The following is a 23,929-nucleotide window of genomic DNA, read 5'->3' as shown; positions in this document are numbered from 1 at the left end:
GAATTTGTCGATAATTTGAATTGTTTTTTATAAATTTGCCAACGTATTGGTTCGCCTACTTTATTCAGGGTACGGCGATTAAAAGGGAATCAGGTGAGAAACCTGGACAGTCCCGCTGCTGTAAGCTCCAAAAAAGCTTTAGACATCAACTCATTGCCACTGTTTCCGGAAGGAACGGGAAGGAAGTTCTAAAGTGGAGTAAGTCAGAAGACCTGCCAATGCCGGATAACCGCCGTGATTTTACGCTACCGGGGTTTAGCGTATGATTCAAATATGGAATACAGAGGACATTGCTCTAAAGAGGTAATTTTGATAGGGTAAGTTATGCCATAGTTCGTGGGGAACTATGGGTAATTTATTTTGTGTTAACCTGTTAAAGCCATGTCTTTTTATATCATTCAGTGTATTTGTTTTTTGGAGTTTTACATTAATATTATGCTTATGAGAAAGTTTTTATCTTTTTTCTTTGTAATGGCTTTTTACGTAGTTGGAGCCTATGCGCAAGTATTGGTCCAAGGTCAACCGCATCCTTCCGCAAGGAATATCTCAACAAAGCAGGAGTCTCAGTTAAGAGCTGATGCCAGTTTTACTTTCGATGACATCCAATATTGGGTTGGTAACGGTAGCAATAAAGCCGCTTTAGTGATTGAATGGCATGATGGGAATCGCCCGGATGCCATAGTTTGGGGATATCGCTGGGATGGCGAGGCAACCGGACATGATATGATCGTGGCGATTGCTCAAGCAGATCCTCGATTGGTATTGCTCACCCAATACACTGGCTGGATGGGATATACGATCGATGGAATCGGGTATGGTGAAAGTAGACTTAATATTTCTTATGATCTAGAGGGAGCGAAGTCTGAGCCTAAAAATGCGTTTAAATTTGAACCTCCTATCACAAATCCGCTGTTGGGGCAAACTTCTCATCCAGAGCATCCGGCAGAGGATGTTGCGGCCGCCATTCGGCAAGGGGTTCAAACAGGAGTTATTTATCACCCGATAAATGCGGAAAGATATGGATATCCATCTTATGACTATGACCATTGGAGTTGTAGCAATGGCATTCATTGGCAAGCCGGTTGGTATTATGGCTATTGGAGTTATTTTGTGAGAAGTAGCCAAACCTCTAATTTTAGCTATTCTGGTTTAGGTGCTACAAGCCGTGTATTGACGGATGGTTGTTGGGATGCGTGGAGTTGGAATGGAAATATGAATACATCAGAAGGAACTCAGCCCGGAGATGTCTTTGTCGCAGCGACAATACCCTCTGGAGGTGGAGGGGATGAACCCGAGATCCCAGTGATACACGTAACATCCATTTCTCTCAATAAGTCTTCTTTGCGTTTACAAGCAGGAGCAAACGCAACCCTTGTAGCTAGCATCTCTCCTGTAAACGCTGATAATAAGCAGGTTACTTGGAGTAGTTCCGATACAGGCATAGCAACGGTAGAAGATGGGGTCGTAACTGGTGCCAAGCCCGGTGTGGTGAAAATAACAGCCCAATCGGTAGATGGCGGATATACCGCTGTTTGCGAGGTAACGATAACGGAAGTTGTTATTCCGGAAATAGATTTCAATGGTCCTGATGCTGTTTTAACTTTCCCGAAAGTAGAGGAAGCCACCTCTTATGAAGTTCGTGTTTATAGAAATGAGGATAGTGGTCATAAAAGAATCGCTACTTATGTAATCGATGCCGAAGGTAATATAATCACAGAATTAAGAGCGGTGAGCTTACAAGGCTCTTCTGGGGAAATTTTGGTTCCATTGAAAAATTTAGACATAGACGGTGTTTATACGATAGAGATACAGGTGCTGAATGGATTGGATATAATAGATACCTATACAGTAGAAACAATATCGAATCCAGTAAGTAATGAATATTTATCCGTAAGTGGTAGTCGGGTAATTTATCAAAATGGGACATTGTCTTTGGAGCATTTGGATGGATATCATTTTTATTTAATGACAATGGAAGGAAAAATATTGAGAACCTTTATAGCTCGAGTTCCCCACGAACTTTATCCTATATCGCTTCCCTCCGGGAATTATCTGTTGACAGGAGAAAAGGATGGAGACCGAAAGGTCTTTAAATTCCGTATTAATTAATAATTAAATTCATTTGCATGAAAAGAACACTTTACTTAAGTATGGTTTGCTTACTATCGGCCTTTTCGGCTGTGGGGCAAATCGGTTTGCGGGGGCTGAATCCGATAGAGAAGCAGAAACTGCAATTGCCTGAACTTCCGGCTTCGCAAAGCCGAGTCACGCTACTACGTTCAAGTGAAAACGTAGATTATACACAGGGAGTTTTTATTTTGAACGAGGACTGGTTTGGTCATAACAACAGTACTATTAATTTTATGACTTCTTCTGGTGATTTTGCTTATAGGATTTTCCAGACAGCAAACCCTGGTAAAGAATTAGGTTGTACATCTCAGTTTGGTACTATTTTTGGAGATAATATGTTTATTACTTCTAAACAGCCAAAGGATGGTGGAGCCAGTATTGAAGGAGGTCGCCTGAATGTGGTGGATGCCAAGACAATGAAAGTGAAAGCTCAATTTACGGATATAGGCGGAGGCGATGGGCGTGCTTTTTTAGGCGTGAATGACTCTGTTGGCTATATTGGCGCTTCAAACGGTATTTTTTTGTTTGATATAAAGAACTTGACGGTTGGAGATCAATTGAAAGGTGCCTCAAATTCCGGGGGACTTTATAATGGTCAAGTAGGAATGATGGTCCGAACAAAAACATATGTGTTTGCAGTTCAGCAAAGCAAAGGCGTTTTAGTGATAGATCCTCTAAAACATGAGATTATCAAATTGATAGAAGGAAGTTTCAGCACTTTGACACAAAGTAAGGATGGCAGTGTTTGGGTAGGTGCTGGATCACGCCTGTTATGTATTGATCCGGAGACTTTGGAAGAAACTTATCTATCATTACCCGATGGCTTGACTATTCCGGATTCATGGTATGCTTGGACTGCGGGTGTTCTTTGTGCAAGTACGCAAGAAAATGCTATTTATTGGACAAAGGGAGGTGGTTTTAGCAGTGGTAATGAGATTTATCGTTATGAGATCGGTAATCCTTCTTCTATGGATAAACCATTTTATACCATTCCGGAGAAGGGACGCGTATTGTATGTGGGTGCCGGTTTACGTGTAAGTCCAGATGACAAATTGTATATTTCCGCTTTTGAGAATTTTGGCTCTATAAACTATTGGCAATATGTTGTAGATGCTAAAACTGGCCGTCAATTAGGGTGTTATCCGCTAGAACCCAGCTATTGGTTCCCTGCCATGCATATCTTCCCTGATAATGAGGCTCCGGTTGTTAAAGATTTTACTTCGATAGAGGCTGGTATTAATGATGCGCCTATAACTGTATCTTTAAAAGATATGGCTACGGATAAAGACAATATAGCTGAAGCTATCTATAAATCCGTTAAATCAGTATCGAATGAGAGTCTGTTATCTGCATCTATCTTAGGTGATAATCTGACTCTAACATTGAAGCCGGATCAAACAGGAGAAGCTACCGTCTCCGTTAATTTCGATTCGAATGGAAAAATTGTCACAAAGGATTTGAAAGTGACGGTGAAAGGAAAAGCAGTTTATTTAGATAAGCATGAGTTATCTCTGAATGTGGGTGAAAAATCCACATTAAAGGTGACTGTTCCCGAAGGTGTTTCTGCCGTATGGACTTCTTCGAACAGCAATGTGGCGAGTGTGGTGAATGGAGAAATAACCGCTGTTGCTCAAGGTTCTGCCAAAATTATCGTGTCAGCAGGTAATGAGAAGGACACTTGTCTTGTAAATGTTTCTCTTTCAGTCCAAAGTTTGACTTTAGATGTCGAGAGTGATACGACCCGTGTACAGCGTGATGGTACACTCCAGTTAAAAGTTAAATTACATCCTGAAGGAGCGGTTCTACCTGAATTGCTTTGGAACTCCTCGAACACAAAGGTCGCTCATGTGAATAATAAGGGATTGGTTACGGCTTTTGCGGATGGACTAGCTGTTATTAAGGTTATGAGCGCAGATTCATCCAAAATGGATAGCTGTGTTATCAAGGTTCTAGCCAATATTCAATCCGTGAGTTTACCGGAATCAATATCCCTAAATACGAATTCGAATGGAAAGCAACATACTTATACATTGAAACCTACGTTTATACCTGCTAAGCCTACAAATACGGTTGTTAGTTGGAAATCTTCGAATGAGGATATTGTCACGGTTTCAGAGAAAGGCTTAATTACGGCTATTAAAGCAGGTGAAGCTACCATTACGGTGACTACGGAAGATGGATCGAAAACTGCGGAATGTAAAGTGAATTGTGTACAATGGCCGGATGCGGTTAAATTGGATTTGACATTTGTTTCTATGAAACCGGGTAACACGCAGCAATTGACGATAACGACAACACCAGATTCGATAGGTGCCGTACCAATGAAGTATGTTTCTGATACGCCGGATGTTGTTACGGTTGATAAGAATGGTGTATTGACCGCGAAAAAATATGGTGAGGCAATCATTACGGTGTCTCCGTTAAGTGGTGCGGATGTAAAAGCGACTTGTAAAGTTGCGGTTGAGATTCCTGTAACGAGCATCCAATTGGATAAAGATACGATTTGCCAGAAACCGAACACTTTCGCTCAATTGACCGCAACTATTAATCCGGGGGATGCTACATTCCAAGAACTGACATGGAAGTCTACCAGTATGAGCCCCGTGCGCGTGTCTAGCGATGGCAAGGTTTCTTTCGTTCGTCCGGGTAAATCAAATGTCGTCGTTACTTCAAAATACGGAGGAATAACCGATACTTGCGTAATAATCGTTGATTCAATCCATGTGGAATCTTTTGAATTAAAACAGCATGAGATGACAATCGATATCTCGAAGTCTGGTCGCTTAGAATGGATTTATGCGCCTGATGACGCATCTCAGACAATGCCCGATATAACGGCCGCTGATGAAGATATATTATATATTTATTATGATGGACGTATTCGTGGAGAAAAGGCGGGCTCTACTTGGGTCTATGCGAATATGGAAAATGGCAAGTTTGTCGATTCTTGTTTAGTCCATGTCGTATGTGATATAGATACTGTAACGTTGAATAAGAATCAAGCTACGATAGAACTAGGTCGTACGATAACGTTAACTCCGACAGTTAAAGTAAAACCAACCGTAGAGAATCCGGAAGAAGTGGATCAAACAGTTTATTGGGAAAGTGATAATAAGGAGATCGCTACCGTTGTGGACGGTGTAGTGACCGCTATTTCAGGAGGTTCTACTCGCATTTGGGTATATACGAATTACGGAGATATTCCTGCCTATTGTGATGTAACGGTAGTTCCGGTTACGGAGGCTCCTTCCTCTTCAGTTACAGGGGTTTCTTTAAATGCTTCTTCTTTGTCTTTAGATAAGGGCGAGACGGCTGTTTTAGCTGCGATTGTCACTCCTTCAAATGCGGAAAATAAATCCGTGTCATGGAGTAGCTCGGATATTACTGTTGCTTCCGTAGCCGACGATGGTACGGTTACCGCCGGAATTGCCGGTGTCGCTACGATAACCGTAACAACGGATGACGGTGGTTATACGGCCACTTGCGAGGTTACGGTAACCGACCCGGACTTGGATAAACCAGTGGTTGAGGCCGCTGATTCCACGGCTACGCTGACCTTCCCGAAAGTGCCAGAGGCTACCTTCTATGAGGTCTCCGTATACAAATATGTGAATGAGGTTCCCGTATTGTTCGGTGTTTACACGATGGATGCGGACGGGAATATCCTCACCGGCTTGCGAAGCGATCTGCGTTTAGGTACTCCGGGTAAGATCGCTATATCCTTGCGGGATTTGGATGAAGATTCTGATTATATCGTGAAAATTACGGCTGTTAAAGAGAAAGACGGAAAGAAAGAGGTGGTAGGCACATTCTATAGTGAACCGTTCTCTACCTCTTCCGGGACGGTCAGCAATGAGACGATAGGTGCGGGTGAGGCCCGTATCTATTATTACGCCGGCTATCTGCATTTGAATAATCTGGAAAGCTATCGTTGCTATATCGTAGGATTCAACGGTACGGTATTGGATGCTTTTGAGGTGACCGATTTGAATGAGAGCCGTTTGATGAGTTTTTCCAAAGGATCTTATATCATCACTGCCATCAATGGCAATGACCGGATAACGAGGAAGTTCGTAATCAAGTAATATCGAAACAAGGTGAAGGAGAGTCAAAAGGCTCTCCTTCCTATCGTTATAACAATGTGATATGAATGACATTTTAAATTAATTAGCTTATGAGAAAATTTTGTTCTTTATTTCTATCTTAGTACTCCGTTATTGAGCAATTTTAAGCATGAGAAGATTTATAGCTCCCGCATTGCCGGGTGAAACCTCTGAGGAGGAGGATGTTTACGAGCTAACGCATATCGATCACTTGTTCATAAGAGACCGGATCGAGATTCCGGGATTCGGTAATTACGAGACGTTAAAATGCGACTTTCATACCCATACGGTATTCTCTGATGGCTTGGTATGGCCCGACGCAAGGATATATGAGGCTTGGCAGGAGGGATTGGATGCGATAGCGATCACTGACCATATCGAGCACCGGATCAACAAGGATGTTTTGAAAGGAGATTTAAACAAATCTTATAAAATCGCTAAAAAAGCCGCAGATGACATGGACTTTATCGTGATTCCCGGAGCGGAAATAACACGTTTCAAACCCTTGGGGCACCTGAACGCCTTGTTCGTACAAGATGTCAATCTTATGGAGAAAGAAAATCCTGTGGAATCTATTGCCGAGGCGAAAAGGCAAGGGGCATTTATTGTGTGGAATCATCCCGGCTGGCCGGATCATAGGGCCACTTTATATCCTATACATGAACAGCTGATTCAAGAGGACATGATCGACGGTATAGAAGTCATGTCTTACAAGGACTTTTACCCGATTGCATTAGAATGGTGTTCCTGTTTTAAGAAAGCGTTTATGGCAAGTAGCGACGCTCATTGTGTTCTTTCCGGGATATACAGGAAAGGGCTACGTCCCCTGACACTGGTATTCTCGGAAGAAAGAAGTGAGAAAGGGATAAGGGAGGCATTGTTCGTCGGTCGTACGGCTGCGTTATTCGATGGGAAAATCGCGGGAGAAGAAAAATGCTTGACCCCATTGGTCAAGGCCTGTATTCGGGTTAAGCGAATGAGGAATACGTGTTTGGAGGTAACCAATATATCTGATATTCCTTTCGTCATATATTGCGAAAACAATTTATACCTGCTTCCGGAAAGAAAAACGATTATAATGATGAATCCTAAGGAAAATAGTTGGATAATGAAAAACTGTTTTATCGGCAGGAATAAGAACCTATCGATTTATTTCGATGATTTCTTGGTATGAGTCAATTTTCATCCAGCTCCCCTGTTTTCATCCGAGCTGATCATGTGGGTATCTATATTAAATCGGATTACTATTGATAGTAACCGCGTTTTTTATGGATAGTAGTCCGTATTTCCCTCGTCCTTATTTTTAAAATTTATACAATATGCAGTATAGTCAAAAAAGCATTTAATAATATTGTGTATATTTTGAATTGTTTTTCATAAATTTGCTGCCGTATTGGTTCGCCTACCCTATTCAGGTACGGCGATTAAAAGGGAATCAGGTGAGAAACCTGGACAGTCCCGCTGCTGTAAGCTCCAAAAAAGCTTTAGACATCAACTCATTGCCACTGTTTCCGGAAGGAACGGGAAGGAAGTTCTAAAGTGGAGTAAGTCAGAAGACCTGCCAATGCCGGATAACCGCCGCGATTTTACGCTACCGGGGTTTAGCGTAGGATTCAAAAAAGGGAAATATACGAAGTGAATATTGTTTTAGATGAAGGATTGATCGGGTAAATCGTGACTTAGTACCTCCCGGACTATGGAAATATTCATGATTATTTGATCTTTCTTTTATATTCCCTCTTGATCGTTTTTTGGAGTTTTACATTTAATATAAAAGCTTATGAGAAAAATTCTATCTCTTTTCTTTGTAATGGCTTTGTGTGTAGTAGGTCTTTCGGCGCAAGGATTGGTTCAAGGGCAACCACATCCCTCGGCTCCGAATGTGCCGGTGAAACCAAAGTCCCAGTTAAGGGCTGACGCCAGCTTTTCTTTTGACGACATCCAGTTCTGGGTAGGAAGCGGCAGCAAGAGAGCCGCTTTAGTGATCGAATGGCATGATGGGAATCAACCGGATGCCATGGTTTGGGGATATCGCTGGGATGGCGAGGCTACCGGACACGATATGATCGTGGCGATAGCGAAGGCCGATCCGAAACTTCTTTTATTAACCCAATATACGGGTTGGATGGGTTATACGATTGATGGTATTGGATATGGGGATAATCTGGACGTTCGATATGACTTGGATGGGGCCAAGAATGAACCGAAGAATGCTTTCAAATTTGAACCTCCTATTACGAATCCTTTGTTGGGGCAGACTGGTTTTCCTGAAAATCCGGCGGGGGACGTAGCGGCGGCTATTCGACAAGGCGTACAAACCGGGGTTATCTATCACCCGATAAATGCGGAAAGATATGGATATCCATCTTATGACTATGACCATTGGAGTTGTAGCAATGGCATTCATTGGCAAGCCGGTTGGTATTATGGTTATTGGAGTTATTTTGTGAGAAGTAGTCAAACCTCGAATTTTAGTTATTCAGGTTTAGGTGCTACAAGCCGTGTATTGACGGATGGTTGTTGGGATGCGTGGAGTTGGAATGGAAATATGAATACATCAGAAGGAACTCAGCCCGGAGATGTCTTTGTCGCAGCGACAATACCCTCTGGAGGTGGAGGGGATGAACCCGAGATCCCGGTGATACACGTAACATCCATTTCTCTCAATAAGTCTTCTTTGCGTTTACAAGCAGGAGCAAATGCAACCCTTGTAGCTAGTATCTCTCCTGTAAACGCTGATAATAAGCAGGTTATTTGGAGTAGTTCCGATACAGGTATAGCAACGGTAGAAGATGGGGTCGTAACAGGTGCCAAGTTCGGTGTGGTGAAAATAACAGCCCAATCGGTAGATGGCGGATATACCACTGTTTGCGAAGTGACGGTAACGGAGACGGTTACTCCTGAGATCGATTTTGAAGGGACCGGGGCGGTTATCTCATTCCCTAAAGTGGAGGAAGCCACCTCCTATGAGGTCCGTGTCTACAGATATGAGAATGGAAATTATAAAAAGATAGGCACTTACGTAGCGGATGCGGAAGGCAATATCATTACTGAACTACTGACGAAAGGCTTACGGGCTACTTCCGGCAAGGTATCGGTCCCTCTGAAGAACCTAGGGAAGGATGACGCTTATCGGATAGAGATCCAAGTCATGAATGGCTTGGACGTGATCGATACCTATATGGTAGAAAAATCTTCTGATCCGGTGAGCAATGAGACTATGGTTCCCGTTATCCCAAAGGTTTCCTATCAGAATGGAGCGTTGCGCTTTGAGCATTTAGCCGGATATCAAATCTATTTAATGCAGATAAACGGGAAAATGCTGGAACGTTTTGTGATTCAAGTCCGGGAGGAACTTCATCCAATATCTCTTCCATCCGGGAATTATCTATTGATAGGCGAAAAGGATGGCGATAAAAAGACATTTAAAATTCATATTACTCAATAATTAAATTCATTAACATGAGACGAACACTTTACTTAAGTATGGTCTGTTTGCTATCGGCTCTGTCGGTAGCCGGCCAAACCGGTTTGCGGGATCTGAATCCGATAGAGAAACAGAAACTGCAATTACCGGAATTGCCCAGTTCGCAGGCACGAGCCTCGATGCTTCGATCCAATGGAAGCGTGGATTACACGAAAGGTACCTTTATCGTAAACGAGGATTGGTACGGGCACCAAAACAGTTCGGTGAACTTTCTGTCGGATGATGGGACTTGGACGTATAACGCGTTCCAAAAAGAGAATCTGGGACATGAATTGGGATGTACGAGCCAGTTCGGTACGATTTATGGGGATTTGTTGTATATCGTGTCCAAGCAATCAAAAGATGGTGCGGCATCTGTAGAGGGAAGTCGCTTAGCGGTAATTGACGCGAAAACGATGCAAGTGAAGAAGGAATTTCAGACGATCAACAGCGCAGGAGCTGATGGACGTTCTTTTTTAGGAGTGGATCTGACGAAAGGTTATATCGGAACGAGTAATGGTATTTATATTTTTCATACAGGATACGATGAAAAAACCGGAAAATATGATGAAAACCAGATGTCTATAGATGCCAGCGCGATCGAAGGAACAACGGGAATTTCTTCCAGCGATTTGTATCATTCACAGATTGGAACCATGATTCGTGTTGGAAAATATGTATTTGCGGTACATCAAACGAAAGGATTGTTGGTGATTGATCCAGAAAAAGATATAGTAGTGAAAACGATATTGAAACCAGGGGATGATAGTAATCACGGCTTGGGCTCTATCGTGCTTTCTAAAGATGGTAATTTATGGGCCAGCGTGACATTCGAGTTAACAGGTACCGGAGCGACAATGCCTTATATGTGGAAAGTGAATCCATATACATTGACTACCCAAAAAATAGATATACCTACATCGGATGGTATTGAGGAGATTCCCAACTCTTGGTATGCATGGACCGCCGATGGTTTCTGTGCCAGTACGAAAGAGAATAAGATCTATTGGAAAGGGCAAGGTTCCGGTAGTTGGTTCACGGGATATAAGATTTTCTGTTATGACATAGATAAGGATTCTTTTTATCAAGTATTTGATTTTTCAAAGCTAGATAAAGGAGATTGGCGTCTTTATGGTACGGGATTCCGTATTGATCCGGTAGATGATAATATGTATTGTTTCCTTTATCATGAATTTTTAAATCCGGAACATGAATTAGCGGTAATTAAAACAGATGGAAGAGGGGATACGAACGGAACAATGGTAGGTCGCTATCCTTATGAGAAAGTGAATTATTGGTTCCCGGCTTTACCGGTGTTCCCGGATAACATGGCTCCGACAATCACAGACGGTTTACCTAGCGAAATTACGTTTTCCGCTGAAAATACGAAGTATAGTAAATCAATGGATGAGATTATAGAAGATGGTGATAATATGATTTCAGCGGTTGTTACTACGATTGTGAATCCGAATCCGGAACTAATTAGTGCGGAGGTGATAAATAACACGTTGACTATTGCTCCGATCGTGGAGAGTATCCAAGAAGCGAAAGAAATTCAACTTAATTTGAGTTTTAACTCAAATGGTAAGATCGTAAATAAACAAGTTGTCGTAAAGTTGACAACTTCAACAGTAGCTCCTTTTGAGTTTAATGAAAAAGAGGTGACACTGGAAGGAAAAGAAAAAACTTTAACATTGGCTGTTACAGGATTAGCGGAAGAGACAATAGAATGGAGTAGTTCTCATCCTGAAATTGTGAGGGTTTCGGAAGATGGTACTGTCATTGGTGTCACTTATGGTACTGCGATAATTACAGCGAAGAGTAAGATACGCCCGACACTTTCTGCGAAATGTTCTGTTACTGTCAAGCGTCCAGCAATGACATTAAAGGAATCTTCTGTAGAATTATATGTTGGAGAAACAAAAGAAAGAGTGCTGACTCCTGTAGATAATAGAATAGAATTAGGAGAAAAGATAGAGTGGACTTCATCCGATGAAAATATCGTAACGGTGGAAGGAACGGCATATTATGCGAATGTTACTGCTCATTCTGCTGGTGTCGCTGAAATTATTGCGACAATTAAATCGGAAATAACCGGAGAAACTTTGTCTGTAACTAAACGTAAGGTAACGGTAGAAACATTTATACCTGTCGAAAAAATAGAATTGCGATTCGCATCTTCAGGAGAGTTGCTGCCAGAAGATGTCATAACGATGAATCTGAATGACAAGCTACAGCTTTCCGCTATTGTTAGGCCGGACAATGCCAGTTCGAAGGGTTTGAAATGGTCTTCTAGTGATGAAACTGTTTTTTCTGTTAGTAATGCAGGAGTGATACAAGCAAAGGGTAGTGGTGAAGTGACTATTACTGTTTCAGCTGCGGGCAGTGATGCTTTAGCTTCGTGTCAACTTTCTTGTTCGTTTGAGTATGAAGGTGCGGCCTTTAAAAATAAGACTGTAAAATATAATTATAATGATGGTGCCGGAGAGTGGTTTTTGGAAATTCCTGTTGTTTTTAAACCAGCTAAGCCTGATTATATTGATATTATAGATGCTAGAGTTGAAGGAGATTTAGCGGATCGTTGGGGATTTAATAGTTTTGACGGTGAGAATTTAGTTTTGGACTGTTATGATGATACTCAAGGGACAGGAACACTTATAGCGACAGTCCAGAACTCGCAGACAGGGGAAACGAGTGAAATTTCTTGTCTTCTGTGTAATGCAAATGATTTAACTAAGTTCGAATTGGAAAAAAGTTCATTGTTTATGAAAACCGATGAAACTTTTCAGTTAAAACCTCAAATAGAGTGGGGAGACGTAGAACCTGTAAAAGTCTTATATGTTTCATCGGATGAAACGATAGCTTCTGTTGATGATGGAGGATTGGTTACGGCCCATAAAGAAGGGAAAGCGAATATTGAAGTATATCTTGAAAATGGTTTGGCTTCTACAGAATGTCAGATAACTGTTGCAAAAGTTGCTGCTGCCAGATTAACAATTCTTGTACCAGATAGAATTGTGAAAGTGGGACAAAATGAAAGGTTTCAGTTCACCGCAAAGGTTTATCCTGATGATGTTAGTTTCTCTTCGGTTAAATGGAGTGGTTCTGCTTATATTGATGAAAATGGTTTATTTCAAAGTCGCAATATGTCTAAGCATACAATCATAGCAACATCGGAAGATGGTCAAGTGTCTGACACGTGTATGGTTTATGTACAAGGAGAAATACCTCTAGAATCCTTTAGTGTAGAACCTAAAGATATATTATGGGATATAAATGATGGACAGGTTTATGATTTGCGTTCTAAATTTAAATTTAATTATTATCCAATGAATGCGTCTTGCGCTTCTAGTACAATGCTTCCTGAAATGGTTATCGAAGATGAGGATATTATTACTTATGTAAAACCGGATCCCTCAGGATTGAACGGAGGTTATAAACCATCAAAGGTTGGAACAACAGGAGTTGTGTTTGAGGCGATAGATGGCGGTTTTAAAGATTCTGTTCAAATCCATGTGACTGATAAGAGCTTGGGGGTTTGGGGTGTGACTTTAGAGTCTTCTCAAAGAGTAGCGGCTATTGGTGAGCATTTCACTTTATCTTATGAAGTACAAACTGATCCAACAAAGCCGGATGTGGAAAAAAGTGTGACATGGACTAGCAGTGATGAAAATGTTGCGACAGTTAATTCTAAAACAGGAGAGATCCAAGCATTAGCTGACGGTGAAACGGCAATTCGAGTGAAGACTGATACTGGTGGGTTTGTTGCGACGTGTACATTGTCTGTGGGAAAGGGTATTATAAAAGTGACAGGTGTTTCTTTAAATCAAGATCGGCTGGAGTTGCTAATAGGGCGTTCTGCTCAATTAATAGCGACAGTTCTTCCGGAAAATGCTAAAACAAAAACTGTAAACTGGTCAAGTGATAATCGATTGGTTGCGGAAGTCGATGAAGATGGCAATGTTTCCGCATATGAGGAAGGAACTGCTACGATCACGGTAACAACCCTTGATGGAGGCTATACAGCTACTTGTAAAGTGATTGTTTCTGCGGAACTGGAAAAACCGGGGGCAAATGTTACGGGTGTTAGCCTAAATGCGTCTTCTTTGTCTTTGAATAAAGGTGAGGAGGCTGTATTAGCAGCGGTGGTATCTCCATCCAGTGCGATTAATAAATCAGTAACTTGGAGTTCTTCGGATGCCACGGTAGCCACAGTAACTAACGACGGTACGGTTAAGGCCGGTATCGCCGGTGTAGCTACAATTACGGTGACAACAGATGAAGGTGGTTATACCGCTACTTGTGAAGTAACGGTAATAGATCCGAATTTGGAAAACCCCGTGGTTGAAGTAAAAGATTCCACGGCTATATTAACATTCCCGAAAGTTCCGGAGGCTACTTTCTACGAGGTGTCTGTTTATAAGTACGTAAATGGGATACCTGTATTATTTGGTGTTTACACGGTTGATGCAGAGGGTAATATCCTTACTGGCTTGATGAGTGAGCTTCGTTCTGGGGAACAAGAAAAGATCAAGGTCTCTATTCCTGAATTAGATGGAAGTTCAGAATATATCGTAAAAGTTACAGCAATCAAGGAAGGTGATGGTAGGCAAGAGATATTAGGAACATTCTATAGTGAGCCATTCTCCACATCCGGTCCGGTGGGTAATGAGGCTATCAGTGTTGGTGAAGCGATGATTTATTACTATGAAGGTCAATTGCATTTGAATAATCTGGAAGGTTATTCTTGCTATATTGTAAATATGAATGGCGCTATATTGGATCTTTTTAAGATATCGGGAATTAACGAGTCTCATCCAATCCAATATTCAAGAGGTGCTTATATTATAGTAGTGGTAAAAGATAATGATCGGATGAGCAAGACGATCGTTGTTAAATAAATAATGTATTAACAAATTAAACATTGATGAGCATGAAAAAGCTTTATCTTTTTCTCGCATTAATCTTAATGGCGGGAAGTATCAGCGCACAGCGTATGGTACAAGGTGTGTTACGTTCGGATTTACCGGCGGAAAAACAGAAAGCGGCTTTGATGTCCGCAAGGAGTAACCGTACTTTTTCTTTTGACAGTATTGATTTCTGGGTAGGTGATGGTGAAAACCGTGCGGCTATAGTTTTGACTTGGCATGATACTGATAAAACCGTACCCGATAATATGGTATGGGGATATCGATGGTCTGCTGATGTAGATACCATTTCTGGATTGAGCCTATTTGAGTCTGTGATGAAAGCTGATCCCCGTTTGGTTGGATTGGTTCAATATACAGGTTCAATGGGTTATACGATTAATGGCATTGGATACTGTGAACCAAGAGCGACTTCAATGCAAATATCTTTTCAGTTAGACAGCGCTAAAGCTCATGTTAGTTATACTTATCCAGATAATGCGGCAACACTTGCAAGAACTGCTATAAACCAAGGAAAATCATCAGGTGTTATTTATCATCCATTTGGTTCAAATGGAACAAGTTATCCTGCTTATGATTATGACTATTGGGTGGCTACGGCTACGGCAACTAACCACTGGTTCGCTGGTTGGTATTCCGGTTATTGGAGTTATTTCGTTCGTGATTCCTATACTCAAGATTTCTCTTATTCCGGATACGGGGCATCAAGCCGAAAAGTCCAGAATGGTACTTGGGATGCTTGGAGCTGGAATAGTTTTATGGGAACGACATCGGGAACAGAACCGGGTGATAATTTAGTAGCGGCAACTCCTATCATTTGGCTTAATAAGAAAGCTATTTCTTTGAGTGGAAGTGGAACCTATCAATTAGTTGCGTCTGTACAATCTGCTTATGCTTCTTTAACGGGTGCGGTATGGTCTTCTAAGAATACTGCTGTTGCGACAGTTGATCAAACGGGTAAAGTTACGGCTGTAGCTCCGGGTACAACTGAAATCAAATTAATTACAGCTAATGGTAAATATAACACGTACTGTAAAGTAACCGTAACCGGTACAGCCACGAAATCAGCGGCCGCAACCGCAAACATCTCTTATTCCGACAATACCTTGCATGTAAAAGATCTAGCCGGTTATACCGGTTACATCACGAACACCGCAGGTTCTGTAGTATCTACTTATGTGATCACCTCTTCTGATGACGTGAAAACAGTAAACTTGAATAAAGGTGTTTATGGCTTTACAGCGGTAAAAGGTACAGAGAAAGTCTCTGTTAAGTTTGTCGTGAAGTAAATCATCTCTTGATTTCGCTAGAGCGCTCTCTCTTACTCATGAGAGTACTCTAGCGTTACTGATTCCGTGAAAGATGTATGATCTTACGGCGATAAGATTATACATCTTACAACGGTAAGATCATATATCTTTTTATCGGACTACAAGCTAGCTTCTTTTGGGTTGATTTGCGTTCCTTGCGACGATCCCGGAGTATATCGCCATAATACCATGCCATTGTTTTTTCATTGAAAGCTTCACGTGTAGCTGTACTGTGTTCCCTGTATTATAATGTATGTAGTTGCTGATTTTTTTATTTCTTTACAAGAAAATTTTCTTTTCATATGATCGAATATAAAAGCTACGATTATACAAGAACCATCCCTGTGGATGATTATATCTTACGTTATCGGGATGAGCGGCGTTTCATGGCCTATTGCCGGGAGTGCCGTAGGTATGGGAACAGTTGGAGTTGTCCGCCTTTTAATGATTCGGAGGACTATTTATCCAGTTTTCGGAATCTATTGATTGTTTGTACGCGGATTACTCCTGTCGTATTGGATGTGCCGGATGCGGTGGAAGCGGGGCAAGAGTTGATGCATAGGGAAAGGAGCCGATTGGATAAACGTCTTCTTGCGTTGGAGGAGGAATATAATGGGCGGGCGTTTTATGCCGGTAGTTGTATCCTTTGCCCTTGGGAAGAGTGTACACGTAGATCTGGTAAGGCTTGCCGCTACCCCTTGCGGATTCGTCGTTCCCTTGAGGCCTGTGGGTTCGATCTGGGACGTACTACCTCGGAGTTGTTCGGTATAGAGATGAAGTGGTCCGAGAATCGGAATTTGCCGGAATATTTACTTTTGGTTAGTGGATTCTTATCTGATAGGGAAACCCCGATTTGGTAAGTTAACTTACTTTGCCATTTAAGTTAACTTACTTCGTCGATGGAGTTAACTTACTTTGCCGATGAAGTTAACTTACTTTGTCGATGAAGTTAACTTCGTGAAATGGAGGAGTGGTACGGCTAGGCTTTATTTATTCGGTAACCTCCCAGCATTTCCATCCTTTATTGGCGCAGATATATACAATGTACGAGCGTACATTATATATAGGGAATTTCAGTTTGGTATCCTTGGCGTAAGCACGTACTTGCGCCACGTCCTCGGGGCGGGGAGCGTTTAGCGCCAGCATGTGTTCGGCCTCTTTCGCCTTGAAATACTTGAATTCCACCAATCGGTCATCCTTATAATAGTTCGTGCCGGGTATGCCGGTCATCTCGAAATCGGAACGGCCTACGGAGTTGTTCTGCTCGATGGCGAACGTATAATAGCTGCTTAGGTAGCGGGAGCAAAGCTCGAAGAAGGAGCAACGGATAAAGTTCTCGTTGATCTTGTCGAACACCTGCGCCGGGAACTGCCCGAGATACTGCTCGAAATAGTTTTGCACCAACGGCTCGAAACGGCGGTCTTCCGTGAAGCGTTCGTAGGTGGGTACATAACGGGGAGCGCCACCTTCTATATGGTTCATCTCGTTATAATAGTCCATGTAGATACTGCGCATCGTGAGGTTGGGCAGTACCATGCGATAATTGTTACGTAGCGTAGTCATACCCAGATAGAAGAGGCTGACAGGATAAAAGGTCTTATCGAAGAACTTCTTCTTATTGAACTTACTGGATAGGTCGGGAACGTTATACGGCAACTCGTCGTTGATGACCAAAGCGTCCAGCATCTCCTTGGCGTTCTCCAAGGATAGTGTCAAGCGGCGGATCCAACCGATATCCGTACGTAGGTTCTCATCCACCAGTTCCCTGGGGATCCCGCCTTTACGCACGGCGAATTTCTTGAAGAAATAGGTCAGGATCGTGGAGTTAAACAGAGGCTCGGCCTCCGGCAAGAAGCGGTAACCATCGTAATTATTCACGATCAATTGCCAAATCTCATTGAATCGATCCTGTCCTTCCGTATATTTATCGAGCACGTAACGCAGGTAAGCGCCCGCTTCCTCATACGTGAACCCCAGCATATTCAAGAACTCCGGTTCCAGTGTCAAGATCTCCGCTATATTATATCCGCTGGTCAGATCGTCCATCGTCACGGGAAGGACACCCGTGCAGAAGCAGGTACGGATACTGCCTTCGCCGATACCTTTCTTTATAACCTTGAAGAAGGTACGCAGGAAACTATCCTTCGTGGTTATTTGCTCATACAGCGGGTCCTTGTAGGCGGTCAATAATTGGTTGGTGAAATTATCGTACTCATCGATCAAGATATATACCTTTGGAAGGCCATGCTCGCGGGCGTACCCCAAAGCCTCCTCCAGCATTTGGGAGGCATTGCCTTTGGTGGTAAACTGGAAGTCTTGGAATAAGTCCCGATTGTGTGTCACCATGATCTCCACGGGAGAGCAATTCAAACGGTTAAAATTCTGCTCCAACCCCTCCATGTCATCGGCCATGGCCATAGCAGAGAAATCATAGCGCACGATCATATAACGATTATGCTCTTCCGTCGGATGCTCCCCGATCCAAGTGCCGCCGAACAATTCCTCGAAGCGATCGGCCTTGGTGCGATCGTAGTAACAGGCAAGAGTGGATACGAGTAGGCTTTTCCCGAAACGACGGGGACGCAGGAAGACCGGGGCATTATAATTCTCCAATCTGGGGATGAAGTTCGTTTTATCCACATAATAGAATTTACGCTCCCGTAAATCTATAAAATCCGCTACCGCATAAGGAATCGTTATTTGTGCCATGACATTTCTTTTTTCCTAATTACACAATATTACAAATATACGAAATTTCCTTATGCGATGCGATTTACTGGACTTATGTTTACCGGAAAGGGAAATGTTTCTGCCGATTGCGAATAACCCAAAGGTAAACTCCCGTGAAATAGAGGAACGGTATGGCTAGGCTTATGAGGATCCATAGGATTCTGGAGAAGTGCCCGAGGAAAGTGCCGAAGTGGACAAAGTACATGGAGCGGACAAGCTTCTCGGCGGCCGGTTTGTCTTTCCAGAGGTTTATGGCGACGACCTTGCCGGTAATAGGATGGATGTAGATATGGTTGCTTCCAGTTCTTTCGAAGTCCCCTTCCCGATACATCCGTACGGAGAAAACAGACGTGTTGTCTTTCGGGAAGAATATCATTGTCGGGGTTCCCTCTTTGAACTCTTCTTGGGCGGTCGTTAAAACGGAATCCAATGATACCCAATCACCTGTGTATTTATCAGTTTTTGGTGCCGGTGCGACTGCTTTTCCTGCGGATATGGATTCAAAGAAAGATTGATATTCTTTCTTGAACCCGAAGTAGGAGCCGGTAAAAGCGATGACCAGCAAAAAGAGGGATGTACATATACCTATGATGGAATGCGACTTGAAAAGCTTGGCTCTCAAGCCCATCTTTCGGCTCACGGAGAAGATACGACGCTTGGGTAATAATAGAAAGCCGGAGAGAGTTAGGAAAATCAACAGGAATCCCGATAAGGCGACGATGGTAGCTCCTTGCTTTTTCAATAGCAGGTTCACGTGAAAGTCGTATAACCATTGAAAAACCTTATGCCGGTATCTGTCCACTCCCGTAACTTCCCCTGTATAGGGATTGACATAGATCTGGATACGGCCTTTCTCATCCGGGAATGTAGTACGGAAACTGTAGGCGCAATCCTCGCCTCCGTATAAGACCATATTATTGATCTTAGCTTGTGGATATTCGCATCTTACGTTCTCTAACAAAGTTTGCGGCGGCACGGTTCGGGAGGCTGGCTTGACAAAAGCGATATCCTTGACAGATAGTTTTTCAAGTTCCGGCTTGTACACGATCGCTGTGCCGGAGAGGCATATTAGGGTTATTACTAGCCCTAATATGAGTCCGGTGTATAAATGTAACTTTACTATGATCTTTTTAATGATCGAATTATGCGACATGTCTTGTGCCTTTTTTAGAAGTTGACCGCTAGCATAACCATCAGCGTCCTGGCCGAGCCGGGGAATAAAAGATAGTTCCCTTGGGATCCGGTATAATATTCTTGGTTGAATACGTTTTTCAAGTTCGCCGAGATCTTGTAGAAACTACGCTTGTAAGCCACGAAACAGTCAACCAGATGATAGGCGTCCAGATCGATCGTATGTGCCATGTTTCCGTAGGATTTACCTTGGAAGTACCAACCACCGCCGAAAGATAAGCCTTTAACCGGGCCTTTACGGATTAGGTAGGAGGTCCAGAGGTTGAACTGGCTTGGTGAGATATTGGCCAGTTGCGTACCTACGGGATAGGTCTCGTCGTTCGTTTTCGTTACCTCGGCATGCGTATATGCGTAATTGAAGGCTACGCTCCAACTGGGGGTGATCTCTCCGTTTACCGAAAGCTCTATACCTTTGCTGGTCTGCTTGCCGATCAGTATCTTATATTCCTCGTCTTCCGGGTCTATCGTCGGCAAGTTGGTCTTCGACAAGGTATAGAAGGCCAGACTGGTGCTCAAGCGATCGTTGAAGAATGATTTCTTGACTCCCGCTTCCCATTGTTTAGAGGTAATCGGGTCGAATGCCTCGCCATCCTTCGTTTGCCCGGATTGAGGGACAAAAGACTGACTGTAGGTAGCATATAGGCTCAAGTCGGGCATGGGCAGATAAACAAGACCCACACGAGGCGAGATGGCAAAATTGTTTTCATCCGTTTTTTTATCCTTAATATAATTATCTTGTTTATCGTTCACCCAGTCCGCACGGGCGCCAAGCAATAACTTCCATTGAGCGGAAAAGCTTACTTGGTCTTGTAGATAGATCGCGTAGGTACGTTGGGTGATACGTAAGTCTGTACTCTGTTCCATCTCGAAATCAACTGGTTCTTCGGAATATTCCGGATGAACATAACTAATCGGGGTGTACATATTCCCTTTTACTTTCCTTCGGTTGGTAAGCCATCCATATTCTAGGCCCGCTATTACTTTATGATGGATAAAACCTGTCTTGAAACTACCATTCAATTCCTCCAATACGTTGGTATAATTGATTTTTGCGTCCCAATGTGCCAAACGGCGGGTAATTGTGCTGTCCTTCTGAGGGGTTTTCATCTGGAAATACAGACGATCCTCATGCGTGAAATATTGGCGGGCGGAACTTCTGAATGACCAGTTCTGGTTGAAACGGTGGGTCAACTGGAAACCAACGCTATTATTGGTAAACTTGCCATAGGCCCACGGTTCGCCGAGGAATGTCTTGAATCCGTTATTTATCACCTCATTGTCGATATGCAAAACGCCCGGATCTTGAGTCCTTTTATCCCGGAAGATATCGGCATCGATATTAAGGGTGGTCTTGCGTCCTAAGTCAATGTCGATGACTGGGGTGATGTCGTATCGTTTGCTGTTTTGCGGTTTCCTGAATTTATCGGCATCCTCATACATTCCGTTCAAGCGGTAACGAATGGTCTTTTTGGCATTCAGCGGGCCGGAAATGTCGATAGAGGCTTGCTTATAGTCGTAACTGCCGTATCTGATCGTAGCGCCATACCGGGGCGTATATAAGGTCGGCTTGGTGATAAAGTTGATGATACCTCCGGGCTCTACCGCTCCATAAAGGACAGATGCCGGGCCTTTGAGGATCTCTATGCGCTCGATACTGGATAGAGCGTCGTTCGAGAACTTTAGGTATCGTACCCCGTTCCTGAAATAGTTACGGGAGTTCGTCATGGAGAAACCACGGGAAGAGAAGACCTCGTTGATGTTGGAAGCCTCACCGGAAGGTCCGCCTTTCACGCCGCCCAGGTTCCTTACGGCCTCGGTCATGGTGGTAGCCTGTTGGTCTTCCAATAATTTCCGGGTCGCTACGCCTACGGTTCCGGGTATTTCCATCACGGGGATATCCATACGGGTAGCCGAATTAGCGATGTCGGAGTTATAACTCTGTGGTTTCGCCCCGACGATATCTACCTCGGGTAGTCCTAGTAGCTTGTAAGATAACTGGATATCCATCTCGTAATTCCCTTCTCCCGCGGGAATATCTCGGATTGCCGAGACGGTGTTGTAACTGTTGGTGATTAGTACGTGCTCCTTCGTGTCCTTGAGTGGTAAGGAGAAATACCCGTCCGTATCTGAAATAACTCGTATATCCGTACCCTTGATGTAAATGACAATGTTCGCCATCGCCTTGTTATCCTCATCTACGATCGTACCGGATACGACTCTGATACTTCCCACCGATGGCCTGCTTTGAGCGATCATTCGGGTGCCAGACAAAACAATCCCGCTAACAATTAGCAGGAACAAATAAAAATGTCTCATAATGTATAAAAATTAATTACGCAGTTTACATCTCCAGTGCAATCGATCCAATGATTCCCCAAAATCCCGGAAGAATCTATTCCTTATTTTTGTCTGGCAGGTTTCCTGACTAACCCGGAAAGCGACCTTCCCATCTTTAAAAAAGACAGTGGCATGAAGAAACTTTCCTCCTTATGGGTTTTACAGTAGCGGGCTCTGTTCCGGAATCTAACCGAAATTCCCTTTTATAGACTTGCGGAATGCAACATCTATCACCAAAACGTCACAAAAGTATAGTATTGATAGGGCTTTTTTTAATGAAATATGTTAAATATATTGAACGTGTTAAACAATTTGGCATATCCTTATGCGATAGTTTTTCCCGGACTAATCTTTATGGAAAAGTTTTTTCACCATTCAATGAACTTCCCTCTTTCCCGGCGCTTTTCCAGTTCCTCTTGTAAATGTCGTTGGCGATCTTTGGCGATGTAACGACGGGCGAAGATGTTCGGGACAGCTACACCGAGTGAGATACAAAGAATGATGAGTGCGGAATTGATCCCGTTGAAGAATGCGTTTGTGACCTCACCGATTACTCCATGCAGATTAATGAACGCTAATAAAGAACGATACATCAAGACTCCCGGGATCATGGGGATAACCGATGGGATGGTCAGCACATGATTGGGAACGTGGCACCAATGGACGGCTTTGACGGCAAGCACGCTGACTACGAAACTTCCCATGAACGAGCCGATTACGGGACCATATCCCAACTCGAAGTTTACGAAGTTACGGGTACATACGGCGATGATACCTCCTACGGCCACTACCCATAATAGCCGACGCTGGATGTTGAATATCATGGAGAAACCCATGGCCGAAATTGCTGCCGCTATTGCGTATATGTAGTACGGATCATGTGGAACCATACTCAATTCACTGAACTTATGATCTATCTCGACATCATTCATGACAAGTACCCGCATGGCGAACGCGATGCCGAAGGTCATGGCGGCTACCATCATGACCGTATTGGAGGCTCGGGTGATGCCGACCAGCAAATGATTGTCTAGCATATCATCCACGAAGTTGATCAAGGGTACGCCCGGCACGATAAACAAGGCGCAGGCTAATAATGGATGATAAGGTGTGTCGGATAGCCCGGAGAAGGAGGACGCATATGCCAAGCAGGTGGATACGAAAGCGGCCGCGGCGATACTCATATATACGTTAAGTCCAGCTTCGACACAGCGGGCCCGTACCCTAAACCCGACGAAAGCGCAAATGGAAGCGAATAGGAATGCCATCCAGTCGCATCCAAATAGCTTACAGAATCCTCCGCATGCGAATCCCGCTCCGATGGCTACGATATAAGGGGTATAATTCCGGGGTTGGTGAACGATCTTCTCCAGTTCTTCCTCATATTTATCCAAGGAATAATCTTGCTCGATCGCCCGCCATGAAAGCTTGCTTACCTGTGAGATTGCCGTCATATTGATTCCGTGCTTCTCGCATTTCTGGAATTTGGAGAAGGAATTTCGCTCATCGCTTACGTTCACCATGATCATGGTCCATCGGATATCGATATGCAGTTTCTCCTCGGGGATACCCATAAAGGCGGCAACTCGTTTCATGTTTCGCTCGATACGATTCGTGTCGGCGGCACTTTCCATCAACAATTTTCCCGTACGGAGCAAAAGATCCAATTTGCGCCGTAACAACAATACTTCCTTGTCTGTCATCATTTCTTTTAATTCTTATGTTGTACTCTAT

The 23,929-nt window shown here is 43.3% G+C and carries 11 protein-coding genes and 3 riboswitches; of the genes, 7 read left to right on the top strand and 4 right to left on the bottom strand.

From position 1 onward, the window contains the following. Positions 1–30 precede the first annotated feature (30 nt). Positions 31–235, top strand: a riboswitch (cobalamin riboswitch). Between the two features lie 206 nt (positions 236–441). The 7 genes from DW205_RS05045 (at position 442) to DW205_RS05010 (ending at position 16,797) form a co-directional block, all read left to right on the top strand. Continuing rightward, positions 442–2,109, top strand: coding sequence for an Ig-like domain-containing protein (locus DW205_RS05045; protein ID WP_229055183.1), 1,668 nt, complete (start codon positions 442–444; stop codon positions 2,107–2,109). A 17-nt stretch (positions 2,110–2,126) separates the two neighbouring features. Continuing rightward, positions 2,127–6,215: a DUF5074 domain-containing protein gene (locus tag DW205_RS05040; protein ID WP_005867411.1), complete on the top strand. Its 4,089-nt coding sequence runs from the start codon at positions 2,127–2,129 to the stop codon at positions 6,213–6,215. A gap of 148 nt (positions 6,216–6,363) precedes the next feature. After that, the gene (locus tag DW205_RS05035; RefSeq protein ID WP_005867412.1) at positions 6,364–7,407 is read left to right on the top strand and encodes a PHP domain-containing protein; all 1,044 of its coding nucleotides are present in this window, start codon (positions 6,364–6,366) and stop codon (positions 7,405–7,407) included. 203 nt (positions 7,408–7,610) lie between these two features. Beyond that, positions 7,611–7,814: riboswitch (cobalamin riboswitch) on the top strand. Between the two features lie 199 nt (positions 7,815–8,013). Then, positions 8,014–9,681, top strand: coding sequence for an Ig-like domain-containing protein (locus DW205_RS05030; protein ID WP_121963064.1), 1,668 nt, complete (start codon positions 8,014–8,016; stop codon positions 9,679–9,681). Positions 9,682–9,695: 14 nt separating this feature from the next. Continuing rightward, a complete protein-coding gene (locus DW205_RS05025; protein WP_005867414.1) occupies positions 9,696–14,600 on the top strand; it encodes a DUF5074 domain-containing protein in 4,905 nt (1,634 codons plus the stop codon). A gap of 32 nt (positions 14,601–14,632) precedes the next feature. Continuing rightward, positions 14,633–15,916 (top strand): Ig-like domain-containing protein, encoded by a 1,284-nt coding sequence (locus DW205_RS05020; RefSeq protein ID WP_005867415.1) that lies wholly within the window; start codon positions 14,633–14,635, stop codon positions 15,914–15,916. A gap of 323 nt (positions 15,917–16,239) precedes the next feature. Then, on the top strand, positions 16,240–16,797 hold the full coding sequence (locus tag DW205_RS05010; protein WP_005867416.1) for a DUF2284 domain-containing protein: 558 nt from the start codon (positions 16,240–16,242) through the stop codon (positions 16,795–16,797). Positions 16,798–16,927: 130 nt separating this feature from the next. On the opposite strand, the gene DW205_RS05005 is transcribed toward DW205_RS05010, so the two are convergent. The 4 genes from DW205_RS05005 to DW205_RS04990 form a co-directional block, all read right to left on the bottom strand. Continuing rightward, on the bottom strand, positions 16,928–18,646 hold the full coding sequence (locus DW205_RS05005) for an ATP-binding protein (protein ID WP_005867418.1): 1,719 nt from the start codon (positions 18,644–18,646) through the stop codon (positions 16,928–16,930). 79 nt (positions 18,647–18,725) lie between these two features. Then, complete coding sequence (locus DW205_RS05000) at positions 18,726–19,820, bottom strand: PepSY domain-containing protein (protein WP_005867420.1); 1,095 nt, start codon at positions 19,818–19,820, stop codon at positions 18,726–18,728. 14 nt (positions 19,821–19,834) lie between these two features. Further along, positions 19,835–22,174, bottom strand: a complete 2,340-nt coding sequence (locus DW205_RS04995; protein WP_005867422.1) for a TonB-dependent siderophore receptor — start codon at positions 22,172–22,174, stop codon at positions 19,835–19,837. 77 nt (positions 22,175–22,251) lie between these two features. Beyond that, positions 22,252–22,448, bottom strand: a riboswitch (cobalamin riboswitch). 115 nt (positions 22,449–22,563) lie between these two features. Continuing rightward, entirely contained in the window at positions 22,564–23,901 is a 1,338-nt protein-coding gene (locus tag DW205_RS04990) for a threonine/serine exporter ThrE family protein (RefSeq protein WP_005867423.1), read from the bottom strand. Between the last annotated feature and the right edge of the window lie 28 nt (positions 23,902–23,929).

It is taken from the genome of Parabacteroides sp. AM17-47 (assembly GCF_003434625.1).
Lineage (GTDB): Bacteria > Bacteroidota > Bacteroidia > Bacteroidales > Tannerellaceae > Parabacteroides > Parabacteroides distasonis.
The sequence above is the reverse complement of the archived record's forward strand: the minus strand, read 5'-3'. Positions and strand labels throughout refer to the sequence as shown.